A 19,459-nucleotide genomic window follows, 5' to 3' on the forward strand; every position below is an offset into this window, starting at 1 on the left:
ATGGTTTAGAAATTCACATCCAGGCCAGCCGAATAAATCCTTGTCTGGGGATATTGCGGTACGGCGTCGATGCCCCGGGTGGTCACCCCCACCGTATTGCCGACAAAACCCGATTGGGCGGCGGCGGAATATCCACTGCCGACTTCGGGGTCGAGACCGGTGTATTTGGTGATCGTAAAGAGGTTGTTGGCCATGACAAACAACCGCGCGCCTTTGATCCCGGCCTTGTTGAATAAGGGGTTCGAGAAGGTGTAGCCGATCTGAAGGTTTTTGAGCTTCAGGTAGGCGCCGTTCTCTACAAAATAGCTGTTGACGGTGGTATAATTCCCGTTCGGATCGAGGGTGAACGTATTGTTCGCGGCATTGGCCACGCCCAAACGAGGCTGGGAGGTCAGCCCGTTTGATCCAAGGTAAGCATCGCCAAAGACCTTGCTGGTGGTGTTGCCGTCTGCAAAGGGATATTGCTCGTAGGCCTTTACACCATTGAACAATTGCACGCCGGCCACGCCATTGAATAAAGCCGACAGGTCAAAATTCTTGTAGTTCAGCCGGATGTTGACGCCATAAACCATCTTTGGGTTCGGATTGCCGATGACCTGCCGGTCGTTCGGGTTGAGGGTCGTCCCGTTTTTGCCGTCGTGGGCAAAGATCAGGTCCCCTGCATGCGCTTTGGGCTGAGCGCTGGCGGCCGCTTGTGCGTCGGTCTGGAACATCCCGGTGACCTTGTAACCATAGAATGAACCGAAAGGCAACCCTGACTTGGTGATGGTGATCGGCAGGTTGGGCATGATGTTGAAGGTCTGGTCCCCGTAGTTGAGATAGTTGTACCCGTCGTACAAGGCGTCATTGGTGATGCCGTCCAGGTTGGTCACCTTGTTGGTGTTGAAACCGGCGGTAAAGGTCACGTCGTATCCCACGGGGCCGGCGTTGTCCTTATACCCGATCAACAGGTCGACGCCTTTGCTGCTTACGTTGCCGATATTGACAAAATAAGGCGCGGTGAACCCGGAACTCAGCGGCAGGGTCAGCGCGTACAACATGTCTTTTGTCGTCTTGTTGTACCATTCCAGGCTGAAATAAAGTTTCCCATGGAAGGCTTCCCCGTCTACACCGATGTTGGTTTCGGTGACGGTTTCCCAGTGCAGGTTGGGGTTGGGGATCGAGTTAAAAGTATTGGCGATCACCAAGGGTGCTCCCGGGGCGAAATTCTGCCCGCCGGAAGCCAGGCCGCCCGCGTCGGTGAACTGCGAATAAGTCGCCGTATACGTATACGGCGGTATGGCGCTGTTCCCCATAGTGCCATAGCTGGCGCGCAGCTTCAGGTTATTGACGACGTTCTTGACCGATTTGAAAAAGGTTTCGTCGCTGATGTTCCAGCCGGCCGAACCCGCGGTAAAGACACCCTTTTGTTTGTTGGGGCCAAAGACCGTATAGTTGGCATCCTGACGGATAGATCCTGACAGGTAGTAGCGCCCGTCATAGTTGTAGTTGATCCGTCCAAACTGCGACTGGATCAACCCCTGTGGATCGCGATACCCTGTCAGCGCGAGGTTGGAAGCGGACGTTTGTATAAAGGAAAAACCGGGCAGACCGGTGGACGTCATCGACGCATTTACCGTGTTGTAGTCATTGGTGATCTGCTCATACCCCGCAATGGCGTTGATCGAGTGCCGGCCAAAGGTATGGTCGAACGTCAATACATAGTTCTGGAGCAACTGCGTGCTTTCGATATAGTACTTGTCCAGGCTGTTGTAGGTCTGTACCGAACCCGGGCCGTAGTTAAAGGCATTCTGGAAATAGTCCTGTGTCTCCAGGTAATAGTCGTAGCCAAAGTTCGCCCTAAAGGTCAGGTACAGCGGAAGCTTTACTTCGGCGTAGACGTTGCTGTTGAGGTTGTTTTTGACGTTTTGCGTAGTGGCGTTTTCGATCGCGCCCACGGGGTTCGGGCCGCTAAACGTAAACCCGTTGTAGTTGGGAGGCGCCGTTCCCCAGGAGCCATCCTTATTCAAGATGGGGATGATAGGCAGCGAACGGAAGGGCGCGTTGTGGTAACTCAGGTCGTTGCGGCCCGGAACGGGGGGCGAGGTCTTACGTTGGGACAACGAGAGCTGTTCCCCGATCTTGAACCAGTTGGCCAGCTTAAAGTCGGTATTGACCCTGGCGCCCCCGATGGAGGACGCATTATTGAGGTATACCCCTTTGGCGTCGTTATAAAATCCGCTGACGAGGTAGTTGACCACCGGGCTCGACCCGGTGATGGACAGGTTGTAATTTTGTTCCCGTCCGTTCGAGTACAAGGCCTTCGTCCAATCGGTGTTCGGCAACGTGTCTATCTGGGTGGCCCCGGTGAAAAACTTCGGGGCGACGATGTCCTCCAGTTTGATATAGCCATTTTTATCCAGCAGGTGCACCAACCTGGGTTTGACCACCCCGTACCGCATGCTGAAGCTGATGGCCGGTTTACCACCCAAGCCCTTTTTGGTGGTGATCACGATGACACCCCCCGCGGCGGCGGACCCATAGATGGCCGTGGCGCTGGCGTCTTTGAGTACATCGACCGAAGCGATGTCTTGTATGTTGATGTTGTCACCCGGTACCCGAACCCCGTCCACGATATACAAGGGGGCGGGCTGGTGAAGGGAAGACACGCCCCGGATGATGATGGTGGGGGTGGCGTCGGGTGCGCCGGAGCTGCTCACCACTTCGACCCCAGCCGCACGTCCCTGCAGGGCGGCCGTAACGTTGGTCACCGGCTGATCTTTAAAGGAATTCCCCCGCACGGAAGAAACCGAGCCGGTGACATCCTTTCGTTTCTGGGTACCATACCCCACGACGACGACCTCGTCCAGGGAGCTTTTAGAGGGAGCGAGGCTCACTTCCACGCTCGAACGGCCGCCCACGGCAATGTCCTGGGTCTCGTATCCTACATAGGAGACCTGGATAGAATGGGTAGCGGAGGGTAAGGTGAGGGTGAAAGTACCTTGAGCATCGGTGGTCGTTCCGGTCCGCTTGCCCTTTACAAGGACAGAGGCGCCGGCCACCGGGTTCCCTTTTTCATCCCGGACGGTGCCGGTAAAGGGTTTGGTTTGGGCCTGGACCAGGAAAGCCAGGGCGAGAAGAAAAGGCAGGAGGAGTCCTTTCCTAAGCAATCGCGTTTTTGTCATAACAGTGGTTTTGATTTGGAATCGTTCGGGGGTAAAGAACGAAACCTTACCAGCGGATGACAACTTATCTAACGGCGATATAGGAAATAAAGCCCAATTTGCCCCGGTGTAACTTTTTAACTAATTGATTTACAAAGAGTAGAAGATGTATTATGTTTTTATATATATAGAGCCTATAAGGCTTTAATCTGCATGACTTTTTCCTCAAAAGTCTCATTCGGGACCAGGGAACGGTTCCGGATCCGGGTCTTATAGGTATATATGGTGTTGACCGAATACTCCAGGATCTTGGCAATTTTCTCATTATCGCTGATGCCCATCCGGATGAGGGCAAAGATCCGCAGGTCGGTATTGAGCAGCTCCCCCTCCTTCAGGTGGATCCGGTCCTCCGGCTTAAAGAGCGCGTTGAAGTCCTCCACAAAATGAGGAAAAAGCTTCAGGAACACTTTATCAAAATGTTGCAAAAGATCTTCTTTCTCCTTTTTGAGGTTGATATTCCCTGCGAGAAACCGGATATCCTCGAATTTCCGGTCCGACAGCTTCTGTTCTATCGCTTTTTTGAACTTTTCAACCTTGGTGAAGTAGTCTGAATTTACATTGAAAAAATATCCAATGTATTCCTCCTTTATCTTATTGGCCTCCAACAGCTGGTGGTTGATCTCCTGGGTACGGGCGTGCGCTTCCGACAAGGCGCGCTGGGCCACCCGGAGCTTCCGTACCTGCAGGAAAATAATAATGGCCAGGGCCACGACAACCAGCAGCAAAAAGGTCACGACCGAGGCGTATTCGATCAGTACTTTTCTTTGGCCCTCCACCGCGGCGATCTTTTCATCTTCTATGATCGGCAGGATCGCGCCGGCCTGTATCTTTCGCTGACGGGCCCCATAAAAAACCGCCTCCTTCATGGCCCGTTCTATATATATAGACGCGTTGCGCACATCCCCTTTTTTAAAAAGCTGTTCCGCCAGGTTGAGGATGGCCGAAGTTTCCTTGGTCGAGGACTGAATATCCGCGATCGCCGCCCGGATCAGCAGATCGATGGCCGAGTCCGTTTCTCCCTTCCGGATATAAATGTCCGCAAGGGTTGAAGCCACCAAGGCCACCTGGTGGGGCGCCAGGCCCTGGCGGCCGATGATCCGTTTAAAGCTCGCCGAAGCTTCGTCTATCCGCCCGCCTTTCAACGCCTGTAGCCCCCGGAAGTAAGAGAAATCAAAAGAGTTCGTCTGATACAGCTGCAGGGCCGAGTCCATATAAAGACTCCCCATCTGGTTATACGCCCCCGTATAATAACTGTCGTTGTCAAAATCCCCGAGGTCATAATAATACCGCCCCATCAGCGAATAAAATTCCGCACGGATGCTGTCGGGCGCCCCCCGGGCGTCCAGGGTATGCAGCGAATCAAACGTTTCCTTGAATAAACCCGATGACACCAACGTAAACCCCAGCTTTATCCGCGCATACGTAATGCGGGCAGGGTCCTTCATCGCATACGCCACCGTTGTCAGCTTGCGGGCATACGCATAGGCTGAATCGTAGGTAAAGGACTTATACTCATTGAAAAGCTGGAGATAAATGTCGTACCGCTCGCCCAAGGTAATCCCGTCGTGAAGGGCATTCTCCAACCCCGTGATGGTCTTGAGTTTTTGCTGGTCGTATGCCGGGGAAGCCGCAATGGCCTTATCCAGAGCCGCCAGCAGGCTGTCCCGGACGGGACTGCCCAAAACGTTGTTCAAAAAGAGCACAAGGAGCAAGCCAGTCGTGAAGCGCTTCATAACCAGGCTAATTTACGTTCTTTCGTGGTATCAATTTTGTATAAATACCAGCCATGACCCGAAGCGGATTTACACGTTCGGTGAGGGGAAAGGTCATTACCGCCCTCGTCCTGTCCTGCTGCGCGCTCCTGCTCGCCTGGGCGGTCAGCAAGGGGACCTTCCGCCGCATGCTGGGCGCCGTTCAGCACACGTCCGCCGCCAATTCCCCCTGGCGCGTCGCCAGCGCCTTGTCTGCCGGCATCGCCCGCCTGGAGGGCCTGCAGCGGCAGGACCTCCGGCCCCTCCACCTGCTCATCGATACGCTCCGAGGCCTTTACGCCGGCGACTCCCTCCGGAGCGCACAGGTCAATACCCTTGAACACCTTTTGGGCCAGCGCGACAAGCTCGTCTCCGACTATTTGCGGGTCCGCGCCGAGGTCGTCGAAGACAGTTCGCTCAGTCACCAGGTTTTTGCTTTGGCGGAGAATGTCCGCAACAGCCCACCGCCCAAGGATTCCACCGTCGTCACCACCGAACGCAAGTCCTACACCACCACCGTATACCCCGGACAGGAGCCCGCCCATCCGCAGGCTTCTCGTGGCTTTTTCCGTAAATTATTTGGGAAAAAGAAAGCTTCACCGCCCGCCCCCGCCGCCGCCCCCTACCAGGTCGTACGGGAAGAAACCCGTACCCACGTCGATACGATCGCCACCGCCGCCGCGGATACCACCGCTGACGCCCTCGACGCCCGCATGCAAGACTTCGAGCGCCACCGGCGCCGTTGCAGTACCCTTTTCCTCGACCGTGAAGCCCAGCTCGCCGCCGCCAGCGACCGCCTCAACCGCCAGATCCTCCTCGTCCTCAAACAAGTCGAGCAAGACGCCGTAGAACGCATGGAAGCCAGCAACGCCCGGGCCGAAGAAGTCGTCCACACCGGCATCACGCGCATCAACGCCATCATGTTCACCTTTTTCCTCGTTACCGCCGTCCTGCTCTATTTCATCCTCACCGACATCGCCCGCGGCAACGCCTACCGCGAGGAAATCGAAACCGCCCGCGACCAGGCCGAATACCACAGCAAGGCCAAACAACGCTTCCTCTCCAACATGAGCCACGAAATCAGGACCCCCCTCCAATCCATCGTCGGCTATTCCGAACGCATCCGCGCCCAAGGCTTTGCCGCCCACAAAGACATCGACGCCCTCCACCACTCCGCCGAGCACCTCCTGCAGATTGTCAACGAGGTCCTCGACTATAACCGGATCGTTTCCGGGAAGTTCACCTTTACCAGGCGGGTTTTCCGGCCATTAGAGCTGCTGGATGAGATCGTGTCGGTGCTGCGGCTGCAGGCCGATGAGAAGGGGCTGGCGCTCACCACGCGCTATGCGCTTGCGGCGCCCGCCACGCCTGCGCCCGCCGCTGCGCCAGCGCCGCGCACCGCTGCGCTGCCCGGTGCACCCGCGCTCGTGCCGTTCGCGCCCGCTGCCGCGCAGCTCGCGCCGGCCGCCGCGCAGCAGCCCCTGCTTCTCGAAGGCGACCCCTTCCGCCTCAAACAGGTGCTGTACAACCTTCTCGGCAACGCCATCAAATTCACGACCACCGGCTGGGTCAACCTCGACGTGCGTTACGAGGATGGGCATTTAATATGCGCCATTTCCGATACCGGTCCCGGCATCGCACCCGAAGACCTCGAACGCGTCTTTCAGGAATTCGAACAAGCCGAAAGCCGGTCCGGCCCCTCGGGGACGGGTCTCGGCCTCCCGATCAGCAAAGCACTCGTGGAGGCCCAGGGCGGCCGCATCGTCGTGGCCAGCACGCCGGGCGAAGGAAGCTGCTTTACCGTCACGCTGCCCTACACCATCGCCCCCGTGCCGTTGCCGGAACACGTCCAACTTCCCCACAGCATCGCACGCCACAAAAAAACCTGGATCTTGGATGACGACCCATTTATCCTCGACGTCTGCTCCTGGATCCTCGACCGTCATCACATCGCGCACCGGTGTTTTTCTTCCCCCGCCGCGCTCCTTAATGAACCCTGGGACGGAGCGGTGTGCTATGTATTGCTCGACATCCGCATGCCTGGCATGAGCGGCTTCGAGGTCTGCGCCACCCTTCGCGACCGCATTCCGCCCGGCGTCCGCATCTTCGCCCTCACCGCCCAGGTCCTCCCCGACGAACAGGCCCGCGTCCTCGAAGGCGGGTTCGACGGGATTTTGCTAAAGCCGTTTACCGAGCGGGATCTGCTGGGGATCTTCGAGGAGGCGGCACCCGCCACTCCCGTGGCTGCGTCACCCGACTGGGACCCTTCACCGCTCGAACGCATGACCCTCGGTGACAAAGCCCAACTGAACCAAATGCTGCGCCACTTCGCAAGAGATCAACGCCAGGACAAGGTTCTTCTCGCAAACTATCTGCGGGAGCGCGACTTCGCGGGTGCCCTCTTGCTGGTACACCGCATCGCCGGACGTACCGGACAAGTCGGCGCGCGCCGACTGTCGACAGACCTCCGGAGGATGGAAAAAACGTTGACGCATGAACAGATACTCGATGACGCGAGCATAAAGCAACTGCTGGGCTTATGCGCGCAGCTGGACACGCTGATTGCGAAAGCCGAAGAAATGACGGAGGCGCCCGTCAGCTAAGACCGTAGCGTTCGATCTTGCTATAGAGGGTCTTTCGGTCGATGTTGAGTAAACGCGCGGCCTTGGATTTGTTGTACCGCACATCCCGCAAAGTCTTTTCGATCAGCGCCTTTTCGTTGGCCTCCTGCAAAGCTTTGAGGTCGGTGCCGGCCGCGGAGCCCGGTGCAGCGGCGCTTGGCGAGCCCGGCACCCCGGCGCCCAGGACCAAAGGCCCGCGGCCCCCTGGCGCCCCGCCACCCGGCGTCCAGGTGACCGACAACTCCATATCATCCGGCAGACAATCAATCCCCGCGACCCCGGTCTTCGCGAGCAACACCATACGCTTGACGACATTGCGGAGCTCCCGCAGGTTACCGGGCCAGTCGTAGCGGTGGAGCAGGTCGAGGGCTTCGGGATCGATGCCGTGTACGTGTTTGCCGAGCTGTTCGTTGGATTGTTGTATAAAGTGGGTGATAAAGAGGTCGATGTCTTTGCCGCGCTCGCGGAGGGGCGGCACGTGGATCTTGAATTCGTTGAGGCGATGGTAAAGGTCTTGCCGGAATTCTCCTTTTTGAACGCCGGTGGGGAGGTCTTCGTTGGAGGCGACGATCATGCGCACGTCGACGGGGATGGGGCGGGTGCTGCCGATGGGTTGGATGATTTTTTCCTGGAGTGCCCGAAGGAGTTTTACCTGGGTATCGTAACCAAGGTTCCCGATTTCGTCGAGGAAAAGGGTGCCGCCCTTTGCAGTTTCGAACAGCCCCTTTTTGTCGGACACGGCGCCGGTAAAGGCCCCTTTGATGTGACCAAAAAGTTCGCTGGAGGCCAGGTCTCTGGAAAGTACACCGCAGTCGATGGCGACAAAGGGACCCGAAGCCCGTTTGCTCCCGCGGTGGATGCAACGCGCGGCGTATTCTTTCCCGGTGCCGCTTTCCCCTTGTATGATCACGGACATGTCGGTGGGCGCGACGAGGTCGATGTATTCGTAGAGCTTGGCGGCAGGGGCGCTCCCCCCGCGGATATAGTCCGGCTCGGGCCCGCGACCGGACACAGGTTTGCCGGTGTCCATCGCCGAATGGATCACCATGAGTAACTCGTCGGGGTTGACGGGTTTGGTAATATAGTCGAATGCCCCGGACCGGATGGCCCTTACGGCGGTACGGATGTCGTCAAAACTGGTCATGACGATAGCCGGGATCGTGACGCCGTTTTCCCTGGCCCGAGACAGCACTTCCAGGCCGTTCCCATCGGGCAGGCGATAGTCCAGCAGGAGGAGGTCATAGGAATCGGTCTCCAGCCGGCGGATCCCCGTCTTGACGTCCCGGACGATGTCCGTTTGGTAAGCATGTTTATGGAGAAAATCTCCCAAAAGCCGGGAGAAGGTGGGATCGTCTTCCACCAATAGGGTTTTTGGCATAGGTCAGCTGATTTCAAGACAAAAATACGAAAGCCGGAGTGAATCCGGCTTTCGTACGTGTTAGAGGGTTGGTAAAAAAATGCCCTATTGGTCACCCCCCTTTTTCTTTTTGGTCGTATCCTTCGCGGGTTTTTCTGTCGTATCGGCTACGGCCCCCACGACCCGATGGGTCAACATCGAGGTGTCTTTCTTAGCAACGGCTGTATCTATGGCCTGGTGGCGGGCGGCAGTATCCCGCCGCGCCGCGGTATCGAAGTTCGAAGCGGTATACGAGGCAAGCGGTGCGACGGCGAGCGCGGCGGTGTCAAAGTGCGCGGCGGTGTCAAAGTGCGCGGCGCTAACGCCCGCGGCCGTGTCCAAATGCGCCGCCGTATCGGCGCCCGCGGCCCTCGCCGAAAATAGCCCTCCGCAAAGGACCAGGGCTGTCATGGATAATAAGGTCTTTTTCATAACGATGTTTTTTGCAGATGTGATTTTCCAATAAGGGGCAATAGAATGATGCCAAACCCAAAACGGGCTACCAAGAAAATGATAATCAAAAGATTGAAAAAGACCCGAATGAAAAGTGAACGGGGAATATCCCCACACGTTGCCGCATAATTGTACTTTTATATACAAAATCCAGGTATATGAAACGGTATACATGGGCCTATCTGATGGCCAGGCTTCCGATTGCCATGAGTTTTCTCGGACATGGACTCGTTCGTATGCCCAAGCTGGAGCAGTTCAGCCTTGGGTTGACCATTGAATTCAACAGGACTTTTTTCCCCCTTTGGTTGTTGCAACCCTTTAGCTACGTGTTGCCTTTCCTGGAATTGCTCACGGGGATACTCTTGCTCCTGGGCTTGTTTACGCGGTTTGCGCTTTTCCTGGGCGGGGCGCTTATGCTGATCCTGATCTTTGGATCGACGATGATTGAAGAATGGCAGAACGTGGCCATTCAATTGTTTTACGGAGTCTATCTGGCGGGGCTTCTCGCGTTGATCGATCACAACGGGATCTCGCTGGACGCGCGCAGCAGCAAGAAACCGGGCAGCAATTAAGGCCGGAATAGCCTGCCGAGCAGGGACGCGCGCCTTTTCCCCTCCAGGAAAGGCTGGCACTGCCTGTATACTTCGCGATAAAGAAAGGGCTTCAGCGGAGCCTTTAACCAGGACGTTTTGCGCTTTGTCCAGACGTCCCTCATGATCTGTTGCATGACGACCTGGGCGTCTTCCGGGTTGGAGAGCAGGGAGTGGGCGAGGGTGTTGACGTAGTCGGCATACTCCCAGAAGAAGTACCTGTATGCCTTTGTTTCCCCGGCCTTCATCAGCGAGATCAGCGTGTCTTCCGGTACATCGGCGACGTCCAGCAGGTGCGTGTTCCGTTCTTTCATCTTTGTCATTTTTAGTAACCTGGATTTTGCGAAAGTGATGTATTGGCCTGTAATTGGGATAGGGGTATAGGGTAAAGGGTATCAAGGTCGCGCCAGCCGGGCTTCAATGACGAAAGCACCACGCCGGCCTGACCGCTTCGCCTGAGGTCGCACCAGCGGTGGCCCCATTCGAAACAAAGCTCGACGCGTCTTTCATGGAGGATCGCGGCGAGAAGCCCCGAAAAACCGGTAGCCGAAGTAGGCGGCAGCCCAGCCCGGAGCCTTACGGAATCTAGGTCCGCGGCAGCCCCCCCGAGGTTCCCTTCCTCCGCCCGGGCCTCTGCGCGGATCAGGTATTGTTCCGCGAGGCGCAGGAGGGTGTAGTTCTCCACGTGGGTGTTGCCGGACTGGATCTTATATTTAAACGGGTAGTAGTACGTTTCCGCTGCGATGGTGGACTGGCCCAGCCAGTCGGTTCGCCGCAAATCGCCCGGCTCGAAGGCGTTTAGTAAACCGGTATCGAGGGCATACGCGGGGATGGTGTTGCTGTCGGCGGGGATAAAATCATACCCTTCGTACGTATTGAGGCCGGGCACCACGGGTGCCATCTGCCAGATGGCTTCGGGGCTATAGGCGAGAAAAATACGGTTGGGGTCGGGTTCGAGGTGATAGACACCGCTGTCGATGACTTTGCTGCTTTCCGCGTCGGCGTCCGCCCAGTCGCTTTCATACAGGTAGAACCGGGCCAGCAGCGCGGCGGCCGTCCATTTGTTGGGTTTGAGTGGGCCGGCGGTGGGATAGGCGGGGGTCAGCAGGTTTTGGGCGTTAAGCAGGTCACGGATAGACAACAGGTAGATCGAGTCCCTTGGCGTGCGGGGCATGGTGCCGTTGAGGGTGTAGTCGGTGCTGGTCTCGTAGGGCACGTCCCCGAAAAGGTTGGTCAGGTACAGGTAACAAAAGGCGCGTACGCAGTCCGCCTCGCCGGTGAGCTGCGCCTTGACGGGGGCGCTGACGCCCGTGGAGCGGGACAGGCCCTCCAGGACGGCATTCACCTGGTAAAGATAACTATAGGCGTCTCCCCAGCAGTTGGTCACCAGCAGGGGATTGTTGGCGTTCAGGGTGTTTTGTGCAAACTGGTCCACCGGCGGGCTGGGGGTGGTGTTGTAGAGCTCATCCGCGCTCAACCCGAAATACAAGGTAACGGCCCCATCGCCAAAGCCGAAGTTGGAGCCCATCATCAGGCTATAAACCCCGTTCATGGCGGCGGTGGCGTCGGCGTCCCCGGAGAAGACCTGGCTGGTGGAGCTTTGACCGGCGGGCGGGCTGACCTCCACAAACTTCTTACAGGCGCAGAGGGCGACAACCAAGACGATATATGGTTTCCAGGAAGCCATGATTACAGTTGACAATGGATGCCCCCCACCATCACTTTTAAGGGAGGAAGCACAAACGTGTTTTGGGTCTCCGGATCAGCGCCCATGTACCGCGTCAGGGTCAACAGGTTCTGGGCCCGGACATACAACTGAACCTGGTCCAGCCCCCATAAGTGCGCGAAAGTATAGGATAGGGAAACATTGGTCAGACGCAGGAAGGAGGCATCGGAATAAGCGGCCGAAGAATTGGCCAGGTCGTATCCGGCGGTGTATGCGGCGGCGTTGTATCCCGCGGTGTAGCGTTGGAGGGTGGCCTGTTCATCCGGATGGGTCCAGACGGTTCCTTTGGCCACCGGCTGGTTGTAAAGGGTGCCGGGAAGAAAGCCGCTGTTGTAATAGTAATAATAGTAATTCGGGCCTTTTTGCAGACGAAAGGAGGCCAAAGCATCCAACTGCCAGGAGCGGTAGTGCAGGCTGCTCGACAACCCGCCAAAAAGCGTCGGCGCCAGGTGGGCGATGTTTTTGACGTAGTCCCCGGGGTAGGAGATCTGGCCACTCTGGTCGATGTCTTTGAAGGTATACGTCCCCGTGGCGGAATTGACGCCGTTATAGAGGAAACCATCGACGATGCTCAGGGGTTGCCCGACCTGCAGATTGGAATAGGAGGACGTGGCGATGCCCGGAAACGACAGGAGCCGGTTATACGGCAGGGTGAGGTTGAGGGTCGTGGACCATTGTACCTGCCTGGTGGTGATGTTGCGCGTCGTCAGCTCTTCCTCCAGACCGGTGTTTTCGACCAGGGCCGGGAAGTTCTCGGTGATCCCGCTAAATCCTGTCTGGAGGGGAAGTCCATAACGGATCAGTTGATTGCCGCCCCTGTCCATATACCAGGCGGTCGTGGAGAGGATCTTGTCGTTTAGGAATCCTAATTCAAGCGCGCCCTCCAGTTTCCGGTTGATCTCCCAACTGTAGTAGGGGTTATAGAGCCGGACCGGGTAAAGGCTGGCAGAGCCTAAGTAGGGATAGGGGGTGGAACTCCACACGTCCAGGTATTGGTAGTCCCCGATCTGGTCGTTACCCGTGATGCCATAGCTGGCCCTGATTTTCCCATAACTAAGAAACGGTAAATGAAGGGCCGTTTTGGTAAAGATCCAGGCCATGCCGGCCGCGCCGAAACCGGCAAACTGTTTACCGGGGCCGAACCGGCTCGAACCGTCCCGGCGGGCGGAGAGGTTGAGGAGGTATTGGTCTTTTAGGTTATAGGTGAGCCGGCCGAAGGCGGCCTCATACCGGTATGCCGTGCTGGTGTTGACCGAGCTGAGACCGGCGGCCCCGTTGGTGGAGCCGAGCAGGGCGTCGTCGTGGTAGCCGTAGCCGGAGATCATGTACCCGGTCCCTGTGAGCCCCTGCCAGGTGGCACCGGCGAGCAGTTGCAACCGGCCCTTTCCGAGACGGGTTGTGTATTCGGCCTGTGGCTCCGCGATCCAGTTGCTGAGGTGACGGGTTCCGAACTGGGCAAACCCCGTGGGGCTGGTGGCGGGGTTTTGCGCAGCGATGGGGACGATCCCCGTTTCGTTCACCTGCAGGGCATTGTATCCTGCGCTTACTTTCAGGCTCAGCCCCTGGACAACCTGGTAGGACAACTGGAGATGGGTCAGTACGTTGCTGGACTGAGCCGTATACCGGTCCAGGAGATACGCCAGGGGGTTTACTGAAAAAGAGATGCCCTTGTCCTGCCACACAAAGCCGTTGGAGGCGTTTTTGAGCGCCGGGTAGTCGGGGGGCAGGTTGACGCTGGCGGTCAGGTCTTGGGCGATGCAGGCGTTGTGGTCCGCCGTGTAGTTGAACGTAAAGTCCGCGGCAAACCGTTTGTTGAGGGAGTGGTGGTTGATGCTGGCATACAAGCCGCCCCGCTGGTCGCCCAGGTGCGCGGGGAACACGCTTTGCTGCTGGTGGTAGTTTCCGCTGAGCAGGACCTGCGTCTGGTCGCTCCCGGCGGACAGGCTGGCCTGGACGTCGTTGGTGGCGCCCCAGTCCCCGATCAGGAGTTTGTTGAAATTGGTATACCGGGTGGTGTCCCAAACGAGGAGGTCCGGTGCGTTGATGGCGGTGGGCGTCACGGAGTCCTGCGCAAAAGCCGCGCGCCTCATCGCAAGATAGGCCGGTGTACCCATCATGGGCAGGGTACGCGTGACGGCGCCGGCCCCTGTATAGGCGCTCAGGCTGAAGCCGGCTTTGCCCGGGCGGCCTTTGCGGGTCGTGATGAGGATGACCCCGGCGGCGCCCCGGCTCCCGTAGATGGCCGTGGCGTCGGCGTCCTTTAGAATTTCTATGCTTTCGATGTCGCCGGGATTGATCAACGCCAGGGGGCTCAGCCCACCCTGGCTCGCATTCCCCAGGGGATTGGCGGCGGACACCAGTTGGTTAAGGGGGTTATTATTCGGTGCAAAGGGGACCCCGTCGATGACGATCAGGGGATCGGATCCCTGGAGGATCGAGCTTTGCCCCCGGACCTGGACCTTGTAATAGGATCCCGGTATGCCGCTGCTGGCGGTGATCAGTACCCCCGGTACCCGGCCCTGGAGCGTTTCCAGGGGGTCCGCCACCGGTTGCAGGCCGATGGCCTGTTGGGTCACCTTGGAGACCGAGCCGGTATTGAGCCGCCGGGTCGTCGTCCCGTAGGCGATGATCACCGTCTCATCCAGGACGCTGGCAAAGGTATGCAGCATGATGTCAAGCGGGGTGCCGCCATGGATGGGGATATCCTTGGTTTCATAGCCGATGCAGCTGACCTTTAACGTATCGCCCACACGGACATTGTTCAGGCTGAAAACCCCGTCGTCCCCCGCAAAAACACCGCGGATCGTTCCTATGATGCTCACGCTGGCGCCCGGGACGGGTTCCCGGCGTTCATTGACGACGCGCCCGCTTACGGTCATGGGCAACCGCCGGGGCGGGGGAGGCGGCGTCTTGGCGCGGATGACGATGGTCTTGTCGAAAACGGTATAGGTCAGCGGCTGGCCGTCCATACAGCGGTCCAGGGCTTCCTTTAGGGGGACACGGTCGATGTTGAGGGTGATCCGGCCCGCGAGACGGAGGCTGGCCATGTCGTAGACGAAAAAACATCCCGTCTGGCGGCTGATGGAGCTGAGCACGTCTTCTATGCGGACCCCTTTTACATGAAGGGTTATGGGCACAGAAGGCTCCTGCGCGTATATGGTAGGGGTCCAGATCATGGTAAACATAAGGATAGTTAGTCTTGCAAGCATGCGCCAAGGCATTACGATGATCCTCCTTTTGTCCAGGGTAAAGTGAATGCTGCCGGTGCCTTCGAGTACTTTCAGCACATACGTGAGGCTGCTGTCCCGGGGGACAATGCCTCCGAAGCTGCGTCCGCTGACGTCGCCCCGGTATTCGACGGTGACGTCATACCAGCGGGCAATGTCCCGCATGATGCTGGTGATGTTTCTGTTCAGGGGAAGCTCGTCGTTGGTCCATGCAATGGCGTCCCCCGTAGCGGGGAACACCCGGAGCGCACCGCTCCTGGTGGACTGGGCTTCCTGGCCTTTCTGTAAGGTACCGCTGGCCCCAGTGCCAGCGGTTACCTTAACAGAGCCATCCAGAACGGTAGTCTTGCAGATAGGTTCATCTTCATAGGCCAGCACGTCGAATCGAGTGCCGAGCACTTTTATGTCGGTGTTGGAATGTTCCGTGTGTACGATAAACGGTGCGTCGGGCCGCTGCGCTACGTTGAAGTAGCCTTCCCCGTCGAGGGACACTTCGCGTACATTCCCTTTGAAAGCCGCGGGAAAGCGCAATGATGAGGCAGCGTTGAGCCAGGCGATGGTTCCGTCGGGCAATTCCACTTTATAGGTGCCGCCTTTCGGCGTCGTTATCGTATTCAGGGCTAGGTTCCCGGGGGTGCCGGTTGCAGGCGTCCCTGCCGCATCATACCCCAGGAGGCCCTGTGCTTTTTTAAGAATGTGCGTGCCCCCTTCCACGGCCACCCACCCCACCGGGAGTTCATCCAGGATGAACTGGTGACCATCCGACATCGTCAGCGTGGCGCGCGCGCTTCCCGGGCCGGGGCTCCCACTGCCCGGCGGGGCGGTGGGTAACCCGGGAGCGGCCACCGGCGCATGGACGGCAAGGGCGTGTTGCGACGCCTGTCGCTCCTTGCCGTACCAGAGGGCGGCGACCAGCGTTGCTGCCACCAGACTGGCGGCAATACCGGTCAGCCAGTACACCCTTACATGTCTTACCGGTGCATACCGGTCGGTTAAGCGTGTGGCTATTCTGGTTTCAAAGGCAACCTCCGCATCGGTAGCAGAGACATACTTATCTATATATCGTTCTACGGTTTCTTCGTCATCCCACTCGTCCACCAATTGCCGGTTTCCGGGTTTTTCCCCGAGCCAGGCCTCGAACTGGACAGCATCTTCACCGCTGAGCTGACGGTCTCTGTAAAGACGGATCAGCTCTGCAATCCTGAAGGCATGATGCACGCTTTGATTTTCCATAGTACTATTAAAACGTAGGGTTGTTAAAAAGACACCATCATCCGGAAAAAAAAATTTCAGAGATGGTGTGCGCTGCATAGGGAAAGGAGGAGAAGCAGGGAGGACTTGTCCAGGAGATCCTTTCTTAAGATGTTGATGGCCCGTGCCTTGTAGTTCCTGACGATCTTAGGGGACAGGTTCATTTCACGGGCGATGGCTTCGGTATCCATGCCCTGGGTACTGAGGTGCATGACCTTCCGGTACTGGCTGGGCAACAGGTCGATGGAGGACATGATTTTGGCCATGAGTTCGGCCCGGACCACTTCGTTGAACTCGTCTTCCTGGAGACGATCCTGTTCGATGTGGACGAATTCTTTTTGGAACGCCTTCTGTCCCTTGACTTTACGAAGATGGTCGACGCAGGCGTTCCGGGTGGCGGTATAGAGGAAGGCGCGGATGGAGGGCAAAGAAGAAAAGCCTTCCCGACGGCTCCACAGCTTTAGGAAGGCTTCCGAAACAATATCTTCCGATATATCCTGTTCAGGAATAAAACGGCTGGCAAAAAAGACCTGGGTTTTCCAATGGAGTTGAAAAATGTGTTTCAGGGCCTGAGTATCCCCTTCCCTGAAATCCCTTAATAATACGTCCTCACCCGATGCACTTCTGTCGACGGTCGTCTGCATACTTTAATGTACACTAAATATCCTGTTCGGAAGGAATCCGTCATAGCCAAGAGGTGGAAATGAGTAAAATGAATAAAATGAACAACTATTGCAGGAAACGGTTCCTGAGTTGGGAAAGGGCCGAATCGTCCAGACCCAGTTGGTCATGCAGGTATGCGTCGATGGATCCATATTGGCTCCGGAGGGCCGCAAAGGTGGCGTCGAGGTACATCCCCTTGGCACTCAACATGTCCCGGGCTACCTGTTCGTTGATGTGCAACCCCTTTACCATGGACTGGATCATGCGTTCGTTGGCGTCTTTCCGGTAGACGTTGGTGGCCTCGTAGTCGGCCCGGATGACCGTATACGGCACGCCAAGGGCATAGAGCACAAGGGCGGCGCCGATGCCCGTCCGGTCCTTGCCGGCGGTGCAATGGAACAGTAGGGCGCTGGTATCCGGCAGGGTGAGGAGTTTGTCAAAAAATGGTTTGTAGCGGGCGGTCAGGTAGGTGGTGTTGGCATAGAACGCGATCATCATGGAGTCGCCGCCGCTTTGCAAACCCACCAGTTGCCGCATCCATTTGTTGGTGCTGTCGCTGCCCGCGGGACAAAGAAGGTAATCGGTCCCGGGGTTGATCTTGTCGGGTGCCTGTGCGCTTTCGGCCACGCCCCTCAGGTCCACGTCACAGCGGATGTGGAGGCTGTCCAGGGTGCGCAGGTCCCCGTCCGTGAGCTTACTGATATCCGCGGCGCGATAGAGGCTGCCCCATTTGACCAGCCGTCCGTCCGCCCCGGGGTATCCGCCCAGGTCGCGCACATTGACGGCCCCTTGCAAGGCGATGTGCCGGCGGGTGCTGTCGGCAACTTGTGCATGGACCGGTTGTACCAGCGCCAGCAGCGCGTATAGGAGAAATATTTTTTGCATAGGAAAAATAAAGGGAGGAGGCGAACCGCCTCCTCCCGGTGATATTATTTGATCAGCCACATGGGTTTGGTGATGTCGTCCGTACCTCCGTACTGAGACTGGATAGCCGACTGGTAATTCGTGGAATTATAGTTGGCCTCGTCCAGCGGATATTGCCAGCGCAGCGGAATCAGGTTGCCGCTGGAGGTGGTTCCGATCCCGGGACCGCCTTGTCCAAAGGTGGGCACACCCGTCCGCCTCCAGTTGTAGAAGGCTTCCCAACCCGAATTCTGCCAGAAGGCCACGTATTTCTGGGTGAGGATTTGTTTCAGACCGGCGGCGTTGTCCCCGGCATAAACGACGTTGGGGTTGGCCAGGAAAGCAGTGACGTTGGCGGTCACCGAACCCAGGGAATTCCCGGCGCTGTCGGCCTCGGGGATCTGGACACCGTCGGCGAGTTTGTACATCGCCAGGGAAGCTGCAATCCCGTTGTTGTACCAGGTCAGACCGGAAACGCCCGACAACCAGCCCCTGTTGGCGGCCTCCGCAATGTTGAAACACAGCTCGGGATAACCGACGAGGATATACGGTTCCTCGGTGGCCCCGGTGGGGTCCGAATAGTACCGGGCGTAGTTGGTATACGAATATTGCCCGGCGACGGAATTGTTGTTGATGTCCCCTTCGCTGAGGTCGATGTCCGCACCGACATAAGCGGTAAAATCACCCAGGGCTTTGTGCTGCCCATAGAACTGGGCAGGGGCGGGCGAAGCGGCGATAAAGGTCCGGGGATCCTGGTCGGCCGTCGTAATGTTCAGGTAGGTATTACATACGTCCTCAAAGAAGTTATAGGGCGTATAGTTCGGGGAAATGGGGTACTTGTTGTACGCGGCGTTGTACTTGTACGTCATGTTGTCCGCGTTGGACGTCATGATCGGGTACTTTGTGGGATTGGTCACGATGGCCGCGAACTGTTGTGTGATATTCAGGTCGGCGTTGTCTGCGGCGCGTTTGCTGAGACTGATCAGGACACGGAGTTTATAGGTGTTGATGACCTTTTGCCATTGGAGGTACGTCAGACCGTAAATGTCCCCGGTGGCGTCCATGGTGTTGTTCTGGTTGGCGGGGGTGACGACGGAGGCCATCAGCGTGTTGGCGGTGTCCAGCAGGGCCAGGCAATTCTTATAGACGTCGTGCTGGAGGTCGTACTTCGGCGTCGTGTTGTTGGCGTCCCCGGCTTCCGACATGGGGATGTCCCCCACGCGCTGGGTATACCAGATAAAGTTGTAGGCCCGGAAGAACTTCGCCAGGGCGCTGTAGTAGGTGGTCGTGGAACCGTATTGCTTGGCGACCTGTTGCTCCATCAGTTCGGTATACTTCAGGACGCTGTACATGGTTGCGGTGTTGGACCAGTTGTAGGAATTGTTCCCCCAGTAGTAGGCGAAGTTGGATACGAAGAACTGGTTCCAGCGTTGCACCTGGCTAAAAGGGATTTCGCTGGCGTTCCCGTTGACACCGTCCATGACACCGCCGCCGTTGTAGAGTTCGTTGGTGATGCGGTTGAGGATAAGGGAGGGCGGAACGGTGGTCGCGGTGCTCGCCACGTTGGGGTTGGACAGCAGGTCACCTTTCTGGCACCCGCTGAGACCCGCGCACGCCAATGCGAGCGCCAGGCCGGTATATGATAAGATGTTCTTTTTCATTTACAATGATTTTA

Annotated in this window: 12 protein-coding genes; 2 read left to right on the forward strand and 10 right to left on the reverse strand. The window is 57.6% G+C overall.

Annotated features, from left to right (window positions below):
* Window positions 1-5 precede the first annotated feature (5 nt).
* Both EDB95_RS09105 and EDB95_RS09110 read right to left on the reverse strand, forming a co-directional pair.
* Window positions 6-3,164, reverse strand: a complete 3,159-nt coding sequence (locus tag EDB95_RS09105; protein WP_133992830.1) for a SusC/RagA family TonB-linked outer membrane protein — start codon at window positions 3,162-3,164, stop codon at window positions 6-8.
* A 173-nt stretch (window positions 3,165-3,337) separates the two neighbouring features.
* On the reverse strand, window positions 3,338-4,936 hold the full coding sequence (locus tag EDB95_RS09110) for a DUF6377 domain-containing protein (protein ID WP_133992832.1): 1,599 nt from the start codon (window positions 4,934-4,936) through the stop codon (window positions 3,338-3,340).
* Window positions 4,937-4,989: 53 nt separating this feature from the next.
* Between EDB95_RS09110 and EDB95_RS09115 the strand changes: the two genes are divergently transcribed.
* Window positions 4,990-7,557 (forward strand): ATP-binding protein, encoded by a 2,568-nt coding sequence (locus EDB95_RS09115; protein WP_133992834.1) that lies wholly within the window; start codon window positions 4,990-4,992, stop codon window positions 7,555-7,557.
* On the opposite strand, the gene EDB95_RS09120 is transcribed toward EDB95_RS09115, so the two are convergent.
* Window positions 7,550-8,953: a sigma-54-dependent transcriptional regulator gene (locus EDB95_RS09120; RefSeq protein ID WP_133992836.1), complete on the reverse strand. Its 1,404-nt coding sequence runs from the start codon at window positions 8,951-8,953 to the stop codon at window positions 7,550-7,552. The two genes, EDB95_RS09115 and EDB95_RS09120, sit on opposite strands and share 8 nt — an antisense overlap.
* An 84-nt stretch (window positions 8,954-9,037) precedes the next feature.
* Window positions 9,038-9,403, reverse strand: a complete 366-nt coding sequence (locus tag EDB95_RS09125) for a hypothetical protein (RefSeq protein WP_133992838.1) — start codon at window positions 9,401-9,403, stop codon at window positions 9,038-9,040.
* 179 nt (window positions 9,404-9,582) lie between these two features.
* Between EDB95_RS09125 and EDB95_RS09130 the strand changes: the two genes are divergently transcribed.
* Window positions 9,583-9,996, forward strand: a complete 414-nt coding sequence (locus tag EDB95_RS09130; protein ID WP_133992840.1) for a DoxX family membrane protein — start codon at window positions 9,583-9,585, stop codon at window positions 9,994-9,996.
* Here the strand turns inward: EDB95_RS09130 and EDB95_RS09135 are convergent.
* The 6 genes from EDB95_RS09135 to EDB95_RS09160 form a co-directional block, all read right to left on the reverse strand.
* Window positions 9,993-10,328 carry an RNA polymerase sigma factor gene (locus tag EDB95_RS09135; RefSeq protein ID WP_133992842.1) on the reverse strand — a complete coding sequence of 112 codons (336 nt, stop codon included), beginning with the start codon at window positions 10,326-10,328 and terminating at the stop codon, window positions 9,993-9,995. The genes EDB95_RS09130 and EDB95_RS09135 overlap by 4 nt on opposite strands.
* 11 nt (window positions 10,329-10,339) lie before the next feature.
* Window positions 10,340-11,701, reverse strand: a complete 1,362-nt coding sequence (locus EDB95_RS09140; protein ID WP_133992845.1) for a RagB/SusD family nutrient uptake outer membrane protein — start codon at window positions 11,699-11,701, stop codon at window positions 10,340-10,342.
* 2 nt (window positions 11,702-11,703) lie between these two features.
* Window positions 11,704-16,200: a SusC/RagA family TonB-linked outer membrane protein gene (locus tag EDB95_RS09145; RefSeq protein ID WP_162852529.1), complete on the reverse strand. Its 4,497-nt coding sequence runs from the start codon at window positions 16,198-16,200 to the stop codon at window positions 11,704-11,706.
* Window positions 16,201-16,256: 56 nt separating this feature from the next.
* Window positions 16,257-16,862: a sigma-70 family RNA polymerase sigma factor gene (locus EDB95_RS09150; protein ID WP_133992849.1), complete on the reverse strand. Its 606-nt coding sequence runs from the start codon at window positions 16,860-16,862 to the stop codon at window positions 16,257-16,259.
* Between the two features lie 85 nt (window positions 16,863-16,947).
* Window positions 16,948-17,766 (reverse strand): tyrosine-protein phosphatase, encoded by an 819-nt coding sequence (locus tag EDB95_RS09155; RefSeq protein WP_133992851.1) that lies wholly within the window; start codon window positions 17,764-17,766, stop codon window positions 16,948-16,950.
* A 44-nt stretch (window positions 17,767-17,810) separates the two neighbouring features.
* Window positions 17,811-19,445, reverse strand: a complete 1,635-nt coding sequence (locus EDB95_RS09160; protein ID WP_133992852.1) for a SusD/RagB family nutrient-binding outer membrane lipoprotein — start codon at window positions 19,443-19,445, stop codon at window positions 17,811-17,813.
* Window positions 19,446-19,459 lie beyond the last annotated feature (14 nt).

The sequence above is a fragment of the Dinghuibacter silviterrae genome (assembly GCF_004366355.1).
Lineage (GTDB): Bacteria > Bacteroidota > Bacteroidia > Chitinophagales > Chitinophagaceae > Dinghuibacter > Dinghuibacter silviterrae.